Source organism: Nonomuraea roseola (assembly GCF_039535395.1).
In the GTDB taxonomy this organism is placed as follows: domain Bacteria; phylum Actinomycetota; class Actinomycetes; order Streptosporangiales; family Streptosporangiaceae; genus Nonomuraea; species Nonomuraea roseola.
Window position 1 is genome coordinate 2,430,591 of record NZ_BAAAXC010000015.1, and the last position, 15,807, is coordinate 2,446,397.

Sequence of the window (15,807 nt, forward strand, 5' to 3'; positions counted from 1 at the left end):
TGGTCAAACGTGATAAAAAGCTCCGGTCTTAAAACGGGGGCTCATTACTTTGGGCATCCTCGCTCCCCTTCCTCATCGGAGACGTGAATGCGCCGCATCGCTTCTTTCATGCTCGCTGCCCCGGTGGCGGGCGCCCTGGTCTTCAGTGCCGCCCCGGTCTCCGCCGCACCGGCCGCGCCGGTCGCCGCGGCGGCCGTGAAGAGCGCCGAAGACCCCTTCTCCGTCTTCGACGTCAAGCTCACCGCCACCAAGAAGGCCAAGGCCGGCGGCAAGGTGCGCTACTCGATCACGGCGGTCAACACCGGCCCCCACGAGGCGACCGGAGGCACCTGGTTCGTCGGCGGGCTCTTCCCCAAGGGCGTCGACCTGAAGAAGATCAGCTACAGGACCAGCGTCGAAGGCACCCAGTGCGAGCTGATCAAGCGTGACCTGTTCTGCGTGCTGCCCGCCACGGTGAAGAAGGGCGAGTCCGTCGCCATGATCTTCGACGCGCGGCTGACCAAGAGCGCCAAGGGAACGCAGAAGGCCATCCTCGGCGTCGTGTCCTACAACGTCCAGACCGGCATGGAGAACCTCAGCAAGGAGGAGCTCGACAGGCTCGGCGTCCCGGGCTTCGGCTTCGTCAAGCAGGCCTCCACGAAGGTCGTTCGCTGACGCGGACTTCTTGAGGCGCCCGCTCTCGCGGTGACGAGAGCGGGCGCTTCGCCGTCTCGCCCCCTGTTCACGCGGAGGTGACGAGGGCCGGGCGGAGCGCGGGAAGACGGCCGGTGGCGGAGGCGACCGCCGCCTCGGCCAGGTCGGCGAGCTCCCTGCGGCTCGAGGCGGTGACCGGGGGCAGCACGGTGACCTCGACCACCAGCCGCCGCACCGCGATCACCCTGAGAAGGGACGCCACGAGCGTGTCGTCCCCGACGTACGCGGGGGCGGTGGTGCGGGGTCCCGAGGACTCCCTGTAGACCAGGGCGACCGGAGTGACGCGCGCACCCGCGTCCAGCGCGGCCTGGAACACGGCGGGCTTGAAGGTCCCGCTGCCGCGGCCGCACCAGGTCGTGCCCTCGGGGAAGGCGGCGACGCTCTCACCCGACCGCAGGACGTCGGCGATGCTCGCCACCGCGCCCGGCAGCCCGTGCAGCGAGTCACGGGCGATGGGAAGCGCCCCGGCTCCGCCGGCCAGGCCGCGCACGACCGGCCACGAACCGACCTCGCGCTTGGCCACCAGCCTGCACGGCATCGTGGCGGCGACCACCAGCGGGTCGAGCCAGGAGATGTGGTTGGCGACGACCAGCCGCGCCTCGGGCTCTGGCGCGCCGGGGCCGGGGGCTCCCGAAGAGGCGGCGCCTGCGGCGCCCGCGAAGAACGCGAACCCCTGCCGCACCTCCACCCTGACCCCGAGCGCCCTGAGCAGCGCCCTTGACCACAGCGCCGTGACGCGCCGCCGTGCCGTACCCCAGGTCAGACGGGCCACGAGGACGCCCGCCAGCACCACCAGCACGGCGGCCAGCGCGCGCAGCGCCCTGCGGAGCGGGCCCGCCGCGCGCATGGGCACGTCCACGCACCGGGCGGTGGTGCAGGGCGAGGAGGGGAACCACGGGCTCATGCCGACGCCCCGAGGAAGTGACGCAGGTAGCGCCGGTCGACCTGGGCCATCGACAGCAGCACCAGGAAGTCGGCGCAGCCGAAGGCCGCGTCATGGGCGGGCTCGCCGCAGATCCACGCGCCCAGCCTGAGGTAGCCGCGCAACAGCGGCGGCATCACGAAAGCGTGGGAGGGAGCCGGTTCGAGGTCCACCCACGGGGCCAGGGGCTTGACGCGGTACTCCGCCGGCCCGAACGGCACCCGCTCCACGATGTGCGCGGCGTCGGCCAGGGGCACCGAGCAGCAGCCCGCCAGCCAGCCGTACCCGCCCTCGCTCATGTACCTGGCGATGCCCGCCCACATCAGCCCGATGACCGCGCCCCTGCGGTGGTCGGGATGCACGCACGACCTGCCCACCTCGACGAGATCGGGGCGGAGGGGATCGAGCGCCGAGGCGTCGAACTCGGTGTCGGAGTAGAGTCGGTCCTTGCGCCCTGGAGGCAGCAGCCGGTAGGTGCCGACCACCTCGTCGCCCGCGCGGACGAGCAGGTGGTCGCAGTAGGCGTCGAAGGAGTCGGCGTCGAGTCCCGTGACGGGCGAGTCGAGCCGCGCGCCGAGCTCCTCGGCGAACACGCGGTAGCGCAGGCGCTGGGCGGCCTGCAGATCGGCGGGCGTGCGGGCCAGTCCCACGGTGTAGCGGTGCATGGTCCTATGAAGGCAGCCCATGATGGCCACACGCCCAAGGTCAGTCGTCCGAATGGTGAACCTCGACGCCGACCACCGTGCCGGTGCCAGTAGCGTGACCGGTGTGGACCAGCGCACGCTCCTGATCACCTTCACCGGGCCTGACCGCCCTGGCGTCACCTCGCGGCTCTTCTCCGTGCTGGCGACCTTCCCCGTGACCGTGGCCGACATCGAGCAGGTCGTCATCCGCGGCCGCCTCACGCTCGGCGTCCTCGTCGCCTACACCGGAGGCCCCTCCACGGGCACCGGAGGCACGATCGGCGCCCTGTGGACCGCCGTCGAGCGGGTGGCCGAAGACCTCGGCATGGAGGTCGACCTCGCCACCGGCTCCATGACCAAGGAGAAGCGCCGCCGCGGACGCCTGTCCGTGAGCGTGCTGGGCACCGCCCTGTCGCCCGCCGCGATCGGCGGGATCGCCGGGCGCATCGCCGCGGCCGGAGCGAACATCGACCGCATCGACCGCATCGCCCAGTGGCCCGTGACCTGCATCGAGCTGTCGGTCTCCGGCGCGGACCCCGACGCGCTGAGGGTGGAGCTGGCCGCCGAGGCGGCCGCCCAGCAGGTCGACGTGGCCGTGCAGCGCACCGGCCTGTCGCGCAGGGCCAAGCGCCTGATCGTCATGGACGTCGACTCCACGCTGATCCAGGGCGAGGTCATCGAGCTGCTCGCGGCCCACGCCGGCTGTCTCGACGAGGTGGCCAAGGTCACCGAGGAGGCCATGCGCGGCGAGCTCGACTTCGCCGAGTCGCTGCGCCGCAGGGTCAAGCTGCTGGAGGGCCTCCCGCAGGAGATCTTCGCGAAGGTCCGCGACGAGGTCGTGCTCACCCCCGGCGCCCGCACGCTGGTGCGCACGCTCAAGCGCCTCGACTACAAGTTCGCGATCGTCAGCGGCGGCTTCACCCAGATCACCGACGCCCTGGTGACCGACCTCGGCATCGACTACTCGGCCGCCAACACCCTGGAGGTCGTCGACGGCAAGCTGACCGGCAGGGTCGTCGGCGAGATCGTCGACCGTCCGGGCAAGGCCCGCGCCCTCGAGCGGTTCGCCCGCGAGGCGGGCATCCCCATCAGCCAGACCGTCGCCATCGGCGACGGCGCCAACGACCTCGACATGATCGCCACCGCGGGCCTGGGCGTGGCCTTCAACGCCAAACCCGTCGTACGGCAGGCCGCCGACACCGCCGTCAACACCCCCTACCTCGACTCGATCCTCTATCTGCTCGGCATCTCCCGAGACGAGATCGAGGCCGCGGACGCCGAGGACTCCTTCATCGCGTGACGTCATCCGTCAGGCGCAGCGCGTCGGCGGTCAGCGTGCGCAGCGCGGGATGCGCGGCGACCGCGTGCCGCAGCTCGCGCCTGACCGAGGTCGTCTGCCCGCCTTCGGCCTCCTCCACGAGCGTGTCGACGCGGCTGGCCATGTCGGCCAGGCCGGCGTCGAGCTCGTCGGCCTCCGGCGGCGCCTTGTCCTGACTGACGGCCTCGGCCACCGCCTCCATCCTGTCGGCCACGGCGTCGAGGATGGCCACGGTCGCGTCCGTCCCCTCGGGAGCCCCCCGCATGACGGCCGCCAGCAGGATCGTGTCGTCGCGCAGCCTGCGGGCGTCGGTGACGGCCTGCCTCAGCTCCTCGGGCGCCTGACCCCCGGGCTCCTTCTCCAGCGTGTCGAGCGACTCCGACAGCTTCTCCGCCGCCTGGCCGGCCACCTCCGTACGGTCGGGCAGGCTGTCGAGGTCGCGGTCCACGAGCGTCCGCACCATGCGCGCGTGCTCGCGCAGCAGGTCGACCACCAGATCGCACACCTTGCCCGCCTCGCCTCTCGGCCACAGCAGCCGCGCGGCCAGCACCGCGAGCACCCCGCCCGCCACGGTGAGCGCCACCCTGGCGCCCGCCGCGTTCCAGTTCAGCTGGATGGAGAAATCCATCAGCATGAGCGCGAGCGGCGTGGCGAAGGTGGACCAGTAGGCGTAGCTGACCTCGCGCAGCGCGAAACCCAGCGTCGCGAAGATCCACACGACCGCCACCAGCGTGCCCCGCCCCGGCACCGCCGCCAGCAGGAACGCGGCCGCAGTGGAGCCGACGATGGTGCCCGCCACCCTGAGCACCACTCTGTCGAACGTGTCGCCGTAGGTGGGGCGCAGGCCGATGAGCACCGTGAAGACCATCCACCTGCCGAAGTGATCGTGCACGTTGACCAGCAGCGCCATCGAGACGGCCACGGCGATGCCGACCCGCGCCGCGTGCGCGACGCCGCCCTCGAACGAGGGCGTCCGCCAGGTCAGCTGCGGCAGCCTGGCAGGCACCCGCACCCCCTCGGACGACCGCAGCGCCACCGACCGCACCGCGACCGCGATCCTGTCCATGCACCTGCGCACCTGGCCGAGCAGCGCCATCTGCACGGGTGAGGCCTGACCGCGCAAGGCCGTCACGCGCTCGGCGAAGTCGGCCACCGCGGCCAGCGCGCCGGGCACCGCGACGACGCTCTCCTGCTCCGCCGACTCGCGCAGCGCCGTGGACAGCTTGCCGACCGCCTCGTCGAGCCCCTGCTGCTGGACCCCCGCCTCGATCGTCTGCGCGCGCAGGGAGCGCAGAGCGACGCTCTCGTGGAAGATCCTGGCCAGCGTGTCGGCGTACCTGTCGGGCGAGCGGTCGCTCTCCTCCGAGCTGTTGAAGGCCGCGATGGCGGTGGTCGCCGCTTCGAGCGCCCGTGACCCCTCCTCGCGCAGTTCCGTCCACTCCTCCTCCGGTACGGCGAGGCCGTCCAGCATGGCGGCCATGGCCGCCGCGGCCTCCGACAGCGCCCGCCTGAGCGGGTGAAGCCGGCGGAACGGCCACAGCGCGAGGGCCAGCGCGCAGAACAGCACCCCGCCGAGCCCCATCTGCAGCGCGGGCCCGAACCCGGGCGGCAGCCCCGCGTAGAACCCCGAGATCGCGGCGAGCACCGGCGGGGTCCCGATCACCTTCCACTGCGCGCCCATGGCCGCCACGAGCCCGATGCCCGCCACCGCGACCCACGGGCTCAGCGCCAGCACCGCGCCCACCCAGAAGCCCAGCATCACCAGCGGGACGGCGCGGAACAGCGTCTTGGCCCGCTCTCCGTACGGCTGGCCGTACGTGTCGCCGAACGCCGTGTAGTAGGCGCCCAGGGCGACGATCGCGCCCACGTGCGGGGCTCCTGCCAGCGCGCCGAGCCCGAGCGGGAGCGCCACGGCCGTGCCGCACAGCACGCCGTAGGACCACGGCGGCCTGGCCGGCAGCGAGAAGCCGTCGCGCAGCGCGGCGAAAGCCCCTCGCATCTGAATCCCCCCGGTTCAGCTGCTACATACCGTGCCGATGGCCGCGCCCGCCTGAGCCCCTACGCGCGGGTCCCATGGTCGCGTCCGCTCGGGCTACGTCGGCTTCGTCCCTCGCTCTCTCCGCCCGAGCTCCTACGCTCCTTTGGGATCCCAGTGCGTGACCAGGCGTCCCTCCCCTGGCCAGAGGTCTACCCAGGGAGAGTCGACCTCCACCACCGCGAACGCGCCAGGACGGAAGGACAGCTCGCCGCCCACCAGGCTGAGCGCCAGCTCCTGCACACCGGGGTTGTGCCCGCACAGCACGAGCGTCTCCACGTCGGGGTCGAGCCTGCGGACCAGCTCGTAGAGCTCTTCGGGGTAGGCCTCGTAGATGTCGCGCTCGTAGCTGGTCTCCACGGTGGGGAAGGCCAGCTCGGCCGTCCTGGTGGTGCGTCGCGCCGGCGAGCACAGGACCAGCTCCGGGGCGAGCCCGAGCGCCTTGATCTCCTCGCCCACGCGGACCGCGTCGCGCTCTCCCCTGTCGGTGAGGGGACGCTCCTTGTCGGCGAGGCCGGGGACATGGGCGGCTTTGGCGTGCCGCAGCACGATCAGCGTGCGCATCGCTCAGCCTCCGCTCGACGCCCAGATGGCCAGTCCGGCGATCAGCCCGAGGATCGCCAGCATGGCCACCAAGATGATCACCAGCGTCTTGGCGCCGGAGTTTTGAGGCTGCTCTCCCATGCCGTCCAGTCTCCCATCAGGACCCACCGGGCTCCTTCGCGGGCGACGTTTCCGACAGTCGACACACAGCCAACCCCTGAAGACCGCTCCCGGCCTTTAACAGCACCACCCTGAGCCCCTTACGGAACCACCGCCGCGCGGGGACCACCAGCCTCGGTTTCACGATGGACCGACGTGCAGGGGGACCGCCACGGCCGGTGAACCCGGTCACCACCGGCGCCTTCGAGAAGCCGCCCTCTCCGAGAACCCCGCGTTTCGAAGGATCCTGCGTTTCGAAGGGCCCTGCGCATCGGACAACCCCGCACTTCGAAGAACCCTCCACATCGGAGGATCCCGCGCGTCGAAGAACCCCGCGCATCGAAGAACCCTCCACATCGGAGAACCCTGCGCGTCGAAGAACCCCGCGTATCGGAGACCCCGCCCGTCGGAGACCCCTGCGTATCGGAGACCCCTGCGTATCGGAGAACCCTCCGCGTCAAAGGACCCTGTTGATTCGAAGGGCCTTCGCTTCTGAGGACAGGATCCCGCGCTTCGAGATGCTCTCCGATTTCGGGGGATTCGCCCTGGCGCGCGAACGGCCCGCGCCGGAGTGGCGCGGGCCGTCACGTGGTGCGGGTACCGGTCAGGGTGCGACCGGCGCGTGCTCCCTGTCCTCGGCGGGCGTGATGCTCACCGAGCGACGCTTGGAGATGACGATCGCGACGACCACGACGCCCACCGCGACGGCGGTGATGCCGATGCGGACCGGGGCGTTGCTCGCGTAGACCACCACGGCGGGCGCGATGAGCAGCGCGACCAGGTTCATCACCTTGATCAGCGGGTTGATGGCAGGGCCGGCGGTGTCCTTGAACGGGTCACCCACGGTGTCGCCGATGACCGTGGCGGCGTGGGCCTCGGAGCCCTTGCCGCCGTGGTGACCGTCCTCGACCAGCTTCTTGGCGTTGTCCCACGCGCCACCGGAGTTGGCGAGGAAGACGGCCATCAGGGTGCCGCAGGCGATCGCGCCCGCCAGGAAGGCGCCCAGCGGCGCGTATCCCAGGGCGAACCCGACCGCGATCGGCGTCATGACCGCGAGCAGGCCTGGAGTGGCCAGCTCGCGCAGCGAGTCGCGGGTGCAGATGTCGACCACGCGGCCGTACTCGGGCTTGACGGTGCCGTCCATGATGCCCGGGTTCCTGCGGAACTGGTCGCGGACCTCGAACACCACGCGCATGGCCGCCCTGCCGACCGCCATGATCGCCAGGCCGGAGAACAGGAACACCACCGCGGCGCCGATGATCAGGCCGACGAGCACGTTCGGCTGGTCGACGCCCAAGTTGAAGGTGCTGAACGCGCCCAGCGCGTCCTTCACCGACTGACTGGCCGCCGCCAGTTCGGCCTCGACCGAGGTGCGGAAGGCGCCGAACAGCGCGGTCGCCGCCAGCACGGCCGTGGCGATCGCGATGCCCTTGGTGATGGCCTTGGTGGTGTTGCCGACCGCGTCGAGGCTCGTCAGAACCCTGGCGCCCTCGCCGTCGACGTCGCCTGACATCTCCGCGATGCCCTGCGCGTTGTCGGAGACGGGGCCGAAGGTGTCCATGGAGACGATGACACCGACGGTGGTCAGCAGGCCGGTGCCCGCCAGTGCGACAGCGAACAGCGCGATCGTCACGTTCCCGAAGCCGAGCAGGAACGCGCCGTAGACCGCCCCACCGATGATCAGCGCCGAGTAGACCGCCGACTCGAGGCCGACGCTGATGCCGGCCAGGATGACGGTCGCGGGACCGGTGAGAGAGCTCTCGCCGATCTCCTTCACCGGGCGCCTGGTGGTCTCGGTGAAGTAGCCGGTGAGGATCTGGATCGCGCTGGCCAGCACCAGGCCGATCAGCACCGCCCCGATCGCGATGATCCGCGGGTTGGCGTCGGACTGCACGACCGCGCCCGACAGCTCGCCGAAGGTGGCGGGCAGGTACCAGAACGCCGCGCCCGCCACCAGGACCGCGGAGATCGCGGCCGAGATGAAGAAGCTGCGGTTGATGGCCGCCATGCCGTTGCGGTCCTTGTCGCGCAGACCGGTGATGAAGATGCCGATGATGGCGGTGAGAACACCGATCATGGGAACGATGAGCGGGAAGATGAGCCCCTGCTCGCCGAAGGCGACCTTGCCCAGGATGAGGCTGGCCACCAGCATGACCGCGTAGGACTCGAACAGGTCGGCCGCCATGCCGGCGCAGTCGCCGACGTTGTCGCCCACGTTGTCGGCGATGGTGGCGGGGTTGCGCGGGTCATCCTCCGGGATGCCCTGCTCGACCTTTCCGACCAGGTCGGCGCCGACGTCGGCGGCCTTGGTGAAGATGCCGCCGCCCACTCGCATGAACATCGCGAGCAGAGCCGCGCCGAAGCCGAAGCCCTCGAGCACGCCCGGCGCGTCGCCCTGGTAGAGCAGGACGACGACCGCCGCGCCCAGCAGGCCGAGGCCGACGGTGAACATGCCTGCCACACCACCGGTGCGGAAGGCGATGCGCATCGCCTTCTTCTCACCTGCCGTACGGGCCGCGGCGGCCACGCGGACATTTCCGCGTACGGCAAGCCACATGCCCATGAAACCGGTCAACGCGGAGAAACCCGCGCCGACGACGAAGAAGAGAGAACGCCCGATCTTCACATCGGTCGTTCCTGGAAGGAACCACAGCACGATAGGGATCAGGATCACGAATATCGCGAGAGTCCTGAATTGACGGGTGAGATACGCCGCCGCGCCTTCCTGTACGGCGCGCGCGATGTTCTGCATGCGTTCGGTGCCCTGGTCGGCGGCAAGGACCTCGCGCACGAGACCACCGGCCACGGCCAGCGCGATGAGGGCCACGGCCGCGACCACGACCACGATGGTGAGATTGCTTCCGCTCAGGGACAGCGCAGAGGCTGGCTCGGCGGCCAGATAGAGCCTAGACATCCGTTCTCCTCGGCAAGACGGGTACGTCCTGCCCGGACGGCGCTGCGATGTTCGGCGGGCGGTGCCAGCGGCGTCCGGGTTATGGGCTGCCGCTTCCGGTTGAGTCCCGCTGTTGTGCCGGATCACCTTGGCCGGTGCCGGGAGTCTACGCAGGGGTTCCGCGGATATGAAGGCTCTGAGGGTGGGCAATTATCGGCGTGTCCACTAAGTCCCTGACAGTGGGCCGATTTGGTATTGACAGGGAAGAATTTCCCCTAAGTTTCGGGCACCGCCTTGTGCGCTTTATTGATGGACCGAAACTCGGATCGATCCAATCGTCTCGCGCGTGACGGCGCCCGGCCCCGCGCGCTGGAGGGGCGTCTCCCTGGAGAGACGCCGGCCCAGCGCATCGGGTGGGGCCGGGTGCGCTTGCCGTACGTGATGGTGGGTGTGGACCCGCGGGAGCGGCTAGATGACGTGGCCGTTGGGAGCGGCCGGCCAGCTCATGCGGATGCGCATGCCCTTGGGGCTGGGGAACACCTCGACGTCGTCGGCCAGGCCGGCGATCACCGCTATTCCGAAGCCCGACATGAAGGAGTCGGACAGCGCCCCCAGATCGAGGGGCTGTTCCTGTTTGATCTCGTCACTCGGAGCCAGGTCGCTGACCGTGACCTCGAACCGCCCCGAATCGTCCTTGAGCTCGATGCGGATCGGCTCCCCCGGGCAGTGGGCGCGATGCGCCTCGACCGCCCGGGAGCAAGCCTCACCGACTGCGAGCCTGACCTCGTCCAGGAGCGACTCCTCCACGCCGGTGCGCCGCGCGATCGCCGTGGCGACCAGCCGCGCCGTGCGCACGTGCGCGGGGAGAGCGCTGAACGTCAGCTCGACGGTAGCCATGACTACTTGTCTCGGCCGTGAGCTTCCTTGGCCTCGTCGACCGAAGCGTAGATCCCGAAGACCTTGGTCAGTCCGGTGATCCGGAAGATCTTCAGAATGCGCTCCTGCGTGCACACCAGCTCGAGGGAGCCGTCGTGCGCGCGGACCCTCTTGAGCCCGCCGACCAGTACGCCCAGACCGGTCGAGTCGAGGAAGTCGACCTTCTCCATGTTGACGAGAAGGTGGTAGCTACCCTTGTTGACCAGGTCGATCAGAAGCTCACGCAACCTAGGCGCGGTGTAGACATCAATCTCACCCTCGACCTCAACGATGGTGAGTCGATCGTCCTGGTGGTGATCCAACTTCAGATCCACAGATCCTCCAGCGCCTCGCCTGCGAAAGTACCCTTGCGAGCCTGGCAGTCTGGAACTGCCCGACCCCGACGCGCGGCATTCAACCACGGTCGCTGCTTGTGTCTATACGAAATCACGATTCCCGGCCACTTTGCCCATGGATGTCAGACTGGAAACCAGTGAGTTCCTCCGCTTCCTCCCCGCACCGAGTCGGTCCACTCCTCCAGCACCTGCTCGGCGTTCCCGCACGCCATGAGCGCGTGACCCATGTGGAGCATGTTCCCGCACGTCAGGCGGGTCAAGTGCGATGGCCGGACTGGGTCAGCGAGCTTCTGATTACGCGCTTGGCGAACCGAGGAATCTCCGGACTGTGGTCGCACCAATACGAAGCGGCAGAACTGGCCAGACGTGGCCGAAACGTGATCATTTCCACAGGCACGGCGTCGGGGAAGTCGCTCGCCTACCTCGTTCCCGCCGTCACCTCCGCCCTAGAGGGCGGCACCGTCCTCTATCTCACACCGACCAAGGCGCTGGCCGCCGACCAGCTGCGCGGACTGCGTGAGCTGCGCATCACCCAGGTGCGGGCGGCCACCTTCGACGGCGACACGCCCTTCGAGGAGCGCGCCTGGGTGCGGCAACACGCCAACTACGTCCTGACCAACCCCGACATGCTGCACCGCGCCCTGCTCCCCCAGCACGCGCGCTGGTCGTCGTTCTTCAGGCGGCTGCGGATCGTGGTCGTGGACGAGTGCCACGGCTACCGCGGGGTCTTCGGCTCCCACGTCGCCCAGATCCTGCGGCGGCTGCGCAGGGTCTGCTCGCGGTACGGCGCGGCGCCGGTCTTCGTGCTCGCCTCGGCCACGGCCAGCGAGCCCGCGGCGTTCGGCACGCGGCTGACCGGGCTTGAGATGGACGAGGTGACCTCGGACGCCTCTCCCAAGGGTTCTACCACCTTCGCGCTTTGGGAGCCTCCCCTCACGGATCTGCGGGGCGAGGGCGGGGCTCCTCTGCGGCGCACGGCCACGGCCGAGACGGCGGATCTGCTGGCTGACCTGGTGCTGGCGGAGGTGCGAACGCTGGCGTTCGTCCGGTCCAGGCGGGGGGCGGAGACGGTGGCGCTGACGGCGCGGGCCAGGCTGGAGGACGTCGCCTTCAGCCTGCCCCGCCACTTCCCTCACCTGGACTCACGGTCGAACCCGAAGCCGCACGAACCTTCGCAGACCCTCCCCTCTCCCCGCGCGGAGACGCCCGCCATCCAGGAACCTCTCGGCCCCTCCGAGACGCTGACCCGCCCGTCCTCGCTGGAATCACCGGATAACGCTCTCGACCTTCCGAAAGAGTCGAGCGGGTCCGTCGCCCTGGCCGATCTCCCCAGCAGGGTGGCCGCCTACCGGGCCGGATACCTCTCCGAGGACCGCAGACATCTGGAGAGGTCGCTCCGCAGCGGCGAACTGCTCGGCCTGGCCACCACCAACGCCCTGGAACTCGGCGTCGACGTCTCCGGCCTCGACGCCGTCCTCATCGCCGGATGGCCGGGCACCAGGGCCTCCCTCTGGCAGCAGGCGGGCAGGGCGGGCCGCTCGGGCAAGGACGCCCTCGCCGTCCTCGTCGCCCGCGACGACCCCCTCGACACCTACCTCGTCCACCATCCGGAGGCGCTGTTCGGACGTCCGGTGGAGGCGATCGTGCTCGACCCCGACAACCCCTACGTCCTCGGCCCGCACCTCTGCGCGGCCGCCGCCGAGATCCCGCTCGCCGACGACGACCTGCCCCTGTTCGGCCCCACCGCCCAGGCGCTCGCCGACGACCTCGTCGAGCAGGGCATGCTGCGCCGCCGTCCGACCGGCTACTTCTGGACCCGCCGCGAGCGCGCCACCGACCTGGCCGACATCCGCGGCTCGGGCGGCGCGCCCGTCCAGGTCGTCGAGTCGGCCACGGGACGCCTGCTCGGCACGGTCGACGAGCCTTCCGCGCACACCACCGTCCACACCGGCGCCGTCTACCTGCACCAGGGCGAGACCTTCCTCGTCGAGCTGCTCGACCTGGAGGCGGGCGTCGCTCTCGTCTCCGCCTCCGAGCCCGACTACAGCACCTTCGCCAGGGATGTCACGGAGATCTCCGTGCTGTCCTCGATCCGTTCCCACCAGCTCGGTACGGCCTGCCTCACCTTCGGCGAGGTCGAGGTCACGCGCCAGGTCGTCTCCTACCTCAAGCGCCGTGTCCAGACCGGGGAGATGCTCGGCGACGAGCCCCTCGACCTGCCCCCGCGCACACTGCGCACCCGCGCGGTCTGGTGGACGCTCCCGGCCTCCGAGGTCGCAGCCCTCGCCGAGGACGGCATCGACCTCGGCGGGGCCGCGCACGCCGCCGAGCACGCCTCCATCGGCCTGCTCCCCCTGTTCGCCACCTGCGACCGCTGGGACATCGGCGGCGTCTCCACCGAGCTCCACGCCGACACGGGGCTGCTGACGGTCTTCGTCTACGACGGGCACGAGGGCGGGGCGGGATTCGCCGAGCGCGGCTACGCACGCGCCACAGACTGGCTCACCGCCACCAGGGAGGCCATCGCGTCGTGCGAGTGCGAGCGCGGCTGCCCTTCGTGCATCCAGTCACCCAAGTGCGGCAACGGCAACGAGCCCCTCGACAAGGCAGGCGCCATCCGCCTCCTCGACACCCTGCTCGCCCCGGTACGCGTCGCCTAGAACCGCGCCTCCTCGGCCCCGGCCCTGCGAAAGCCCGGCCTTCGGGGTCCTTGGCTTCCCCGCTCCTCCGAAACCTCATGTCCCCGGGGCTTACGACCCTCCAGGGCGCTCCAGTTTCGGAGTCCCGCTCCTCAGGGACTCCGGCCCCAAAATCCAGAGCCTGTGCCAGGCCCGATCCTCAGAGAGCGCCTGGGACCTCACGCTCCTCCGGAACCCGCTTCCTCGGGGGTCCCGAACCTCTGAGGGTCCCTGCAATCTCCCCTCCTCCGGAACCCACGTCCTCCAGGGTCCCGGCCCCACTGAGGGTCCCTGGAATCTCCGGGGCTCCACGTCGTCGGGACTTACGACCCTCCAGGGCGCTCCAGTTCGGAATAGCCTCCTCAGAGGTTTCCGGCCCCTCCAGAGCCCTCGGGGGTCCCAGCCCCTCCGAGGTCCCATGGCATCCCCGCTCCTCCGGAGTTCCACGTCCTGGGGTTTCTGCTCCCTGCAGCGGTTTCGACTCTCCGGGTTACACGCTCTTGGAGGCTTAGACTCCGACTCCCGCCTTCCCAACCTTCCGGCGTTCCGGCCGGCGTTCCGGCGTTCCGGCCGGCGTTCCGGCGTTCCGGCGTTCGAGTCTTCTGCCACGGAAGAGGCCGGCTCTCGCTGTCCCAGGCGCCGCCGTCCCATCTGGCCCGTCTGGCACGCCGGAGGAGACCCGCTCGCCGCGCCCCGAGAGGTGGGCGTGCCCTCCCCGAGCCGCTGGGGGGAGAGCGTCAGCTCTCGCCGCCCAGGTGCCGCCGTCCCACGTAGGCGGCGTCGTCATCGTCGGAGGCCCAGAAGTCCCCCGCGCCCGGCTGGGGCCGCTCCCAGAACCCGCTGTCCTCCATGGAGCGCGGGGCGGGTGGCAGGTAGTCGTCCCAGCGGTCCTCGATCCTTACCGCCGCCGGCCGTACGGGCGTGGGACCGGGATCGGGCGCCACCGTGGTCACCGCCGAGCTGGGCAGCGCGAGCCTGATCGGCTCCGGCCGTACGGGGGCCTCGGCGACATCCTGCGCGCTCATGTACATCGGCAGGCGCACACCCGCTGCCTCAGGGGCGACCTGCTCGGGGACGTGCGGCTGAGACGGGGGCTGAGACGGGGGCTGGGGCTGGGGCTTGCGCGTCTTCGCCACGGCCAGCACCACGGCGGGACGGCGAGGCGCGGCGGCCGTGGGCGGGATGCTGTCGCCAGGCTGCGGCGCTTCCTGCGGGGAGGGCGAGGTGGGCCCTGCCGTACCGCCCGCTGTGGCGAGCGCGCGCCTGCGCGCCCATGCCCCGCCGTGCGCCGCCAGCAACAGCAGGAGGAGCCCGCCCGCGACGTAGATGCCGTACTGCCCGATGTTGCCGATCGGCGACTCCGACGACTGCGCCTTGACGCTGGTGTCGACGGCCTCGGCCGTGTCGTCCTTCGTGTCGTCCTTGCCGGAATCGTCGTCGCCCGAGGGAACGAGCGCCTCGTCGTCGGACTTCTTCGTCTCCGACCCTGTCCCTGTGTCCGTGCCCGGCTTGGCCTTGGGCAGGCGGTACTCGCCGTTGTCGTCCGTCGCCGACTCGGGGAGAGCGGGGAGCTTGCCCACGCTCTTCGGCGCGGACTGCGGCGGCTTGACCGTCGGGGTGACCCGCTTCTTCGGCGGTATCGACGGCAGCGGCTCCACCTTCTTCTGGGTGGCGGCGGTCTGTCCCTGCGGCTGCTTGCTCTGCGCCGCCTTGGGCTGCGTGGCCGCGGGAGGCGGGGCTGGGACCTTCACGTAGGCGACGTCCGAGTTGCCCGAGCCGAGCATCCCGCCCTCACCGTCGCTCCTGAACGCCTTGACCGTGAAGCCGACCTGCTGCCCCGCGGCCTTGGCCGGTACGGCGAGCGTCGCCTTGCAGGAGCCGCCCGAGCAGGCGCTACCCGCCGACACCTGACCGACCGAACCCGACTGGCTGGTCGAGATCTCGTACGACTGCAGATCGGGCTCCGAACCCTTGCTCCACGTCACCAAGATCTTGTCCCCGCCCTGCAGCGCGGCGGACACGCCCGAGGGCGGCTCGGCGGGGATGGCCTGGCGCAGCGTCGAGGTGCTCTCGTCCCACTTCGAGCCGAGCAGCTTGCCCTTCTGGACCAGCCGTACCTGGTAGCTGCCGTTGGCGTGCTCGGCGGGGTTCCATGTGTAGGTGACGCGCTGGTTGCCCTTCGCGACCTCGGCGCCGTCGACGTAGAGAATGGCGTCGAACGCGAAGTCGACCGTGCCCTGGATCGTGACCGGCGCGTTGGTGGTCACCCGCGCCGGCATGTCGATATCCGCTCGCGCATGCGCCGGGGTCGCCACGCCGAACACCGCGACCCCGATCACGATCGGCATCACCACGCCTGCGGCCATCAGCCTGCGAACTGCCGTCACGACGCTTCCCCTTCATCGAGAGCCTCGCACCGCCCGACCCCTCGCCCCCGACGAGCGACCGCACGGCGACCGGAAGTGCCAGTTCCTCGAATCCGACCCGTCGACCTCGACGGTGTCGTGCAGCCTAGCGACAAAGGCCCGCAGTATCCCAGACCTCCACACCAGACGGCATGGACCGAAGTAAGCGCGACCTTATGTGAGATTTCCTACTCTTGGACACGCAGT

11 protein-coding genes are annotated in these 15,807 nt (G+C 70.4%); 3 read left to right on the forward strand and 8 right to left on the reverse strand.

From position 1 onward, the window contains the following. Positions 1–108 precede the first annotated feature (108 nt). Positions 109–654 carry a hypothetical protein gene (locus ABFX55_RS34710; protein ID WP_346126960.1) on the forward strand — a complete coding sequence of 182 codons (546 nt, stop codon included), beginning with the start codon at positions 109–111 and terminating at the stop codon, positions 652–654. Positions 655–721: 67 nt separating this feature from the next. On the opposite strand, the gene ABFX55_RS34715 is transcribed toward ABFX55_RS34710, so the two are convergent. After that, a complete protein-coding gene (locus tag ABFX55_RS34715) occupies positions 722–1,597 on the reverse strand; it encodes a lysophospholipid acyltransferase family protein (protein WP_346126962.1) in 876 nt (291 codons plus the stop codon). Then, on the reverse strand, positions 1,594–2,280 hold the full coding sequence (locus ABFX55_RS34720; protein ID WP_346126964.1) for a GNAT family N-acetyltransferase: 687 nt from the start codon (positions 2,278–2,280) through the stop codon (positions 1,594–1,596). Before ABFX55_RS34720 ends, ABFX55_RS34715 begins: the two co-directional genes overlap by 4 nt. Positions 2,281–2,383: 103 nt before the next feature. Here ABFX55_RS34720 and serB point away from each other — a divergent pair, with 103 nt between their 5' ends. After that, positions 2,384–3,598 carry a phosphoserine phosphatase SerB gene (gene serB, locus ABFX55_RS34725; protein ID WP_346126966.1) on the forward strand — a complete coding sequence of 405 codons (1,215 nt, stop codon included), beginning with the start codon at positions 2,384–2,386 and terminating at the stop codon, positions 3,596–3,598. Here serB and ABFX55_RS34730 read toward each other — a convergent pair. The 5 genes from ABFX55_RS34730 to ABFX55_RS34750 all read right to left on the reverse strand — a co-directional run bounded on the left by ABFX55_RS34730 (position 3,588) and on the right by ABFX55_RS34750 (position 10,496). Next, positions 3,588–5,615 (reverse strand): FUSC family protein, encoded by a 2,028-nt coding sequence (locus ABFX55_RS34730; protein WP_346126967.1) that lies wholly within the window; start codon positions 5,613–5,615, stop codon positions 3,588–3,590. The two genes, serB and ABFX55_RS34730, sit on opposite strands and share 11 nt — an antisense overlap. 132 nt (positions 5,616–5,747) lie before the next feature. Further along, on the reverse strand, positions 5,748–6,215 hold the full coding sequence (locus tag ABFX55_RS34735; protein WP_346126969.1) for a SixA phosphatase family protein: 468 nt from the start codon (positions 6,213–6,215) through the stop codon (positions 5,748–5,750). A 742-nt stretch (positions 6,216–6,957) separates the two neighbouring features. Then, positions 6,958–9,267, reverse strand: coding sequence for a sodium-translocating pyrophosphatase (locus tag ABFX55_RS34740; RefSeq protein WP_346126971.1), 2,310 nt, complete (start codon positions 9,265–9,267; stop codon positions 6,958–6,960). Positions 9,268–9,714: 447 nt separating this feature from the next. Continuing rightward, on the reverse strand, positions 9,715–10,143 hold the full coding sequence (locus ABFX55_RS34745; protein WP_183652280.1) for an ATP-binding protein: 429 nt from the start codon (positions 10,141–10,143) through the stop codon (positions 9,715–9,717). Between the two features lie 2 nt (positions 10,144–10,145). Next, a complete protein-coding gene (locus ABFX55_RS34750; RefSeq protein WP_183652283.1) occupies positions 10,146–10,496 on the reverse strand; it encodes an STAS domain-containing protein in 351 nt (116 codons plus the stop codon). A 398-nt stretch (positions 10,497–10,894) separates the two neighbouring features. Here ABFX55_RS34750 and ABFX55_RS34755 point away from each other — a divergent pair, with 398 nt between their 5' ends. Beyond that, a complete protein-coding gene (locus ABFX55_RS34755; RefSeq protein WP_379479013.1) occupies positions 10,895–13,177 on the forward strand; it encodes a DEAD/DEAH box helicase in 2,283 nt (760 codons plus the stop codon). A 755-nt stretch (positions 13,178–13,932) separates the two neighbouring features. Here ABFX55_RS34755 and ABFX55_RS34760 read toward each other — a convergent pair. After that, a complete protein-coding gene (locus tag ABFX55_RS34760) occupies positions 13,933–15,582 on the reverse strand; it encodes a hypothetical protein (protein ID WP_346126975.1) in 1,650 nt (549 codons plus the stop codon). Between the last annotated feature and the right edge of the window lie 225 nt (positions 15,583–15,807).

Excerpts from the sequence above, each read along its gene's own strand:
- ABFX55_RS34710 (WP_346126960.1), top strand. The coding sequence starts at position 109 with ATGCTCGCTGCCCCGGTGGCGGGCGCCCTGGTCTTCAGTGCCGCCCCG.
- ABFX55_RS34715 (WP_346126962.1), bottom strand. The coding sequence starts at position 1,597 with ATGAGCCCGTGGTTCCCCTCCTCGCCCTGCACCACCGCCCGGTGCGTG.
- ABFX55_RS34720 (WP_346126964.1), bottom strand. The coding sequence starts at position 2,280 with ATGCACCGCTACACCGTGGGACTGGCCCGCACGCCCGCCGATCTGCAG.
- ABFX55_RS34730 (WP_346126967.1), bottom strand. The coding sequence starts at position 5,615 with ATGCGAGGGGCTTTCGCCGCGCTGCGCGACGGCTTCTCGCTGCCGGCC.
- ABFX55_RS34735 (WP_346126969.1), bottom strand. The coding sequence starts at position 6,215 with ATGCGCACGCTGATCGTGCTGCGGCACGCCAAAGCCGCCCATGTCCCC.
- ABFX55_RS34740 (WP_346126971.1), bottom strand. The coding sequence starts at position 9,267 with ATGTCTAGGCTCTATCTGGCCGCCGAGCCAGCCTCTGCGCTGTCCCTG.
- ABFX55_RS34745 (WP_183652280.1), bottom strand. The coding sequence starts at position 10,143 with ATGGCTACCGTCGAGCTGACGTTCAGCGCTCTCCCCGCGCACGTGCGC.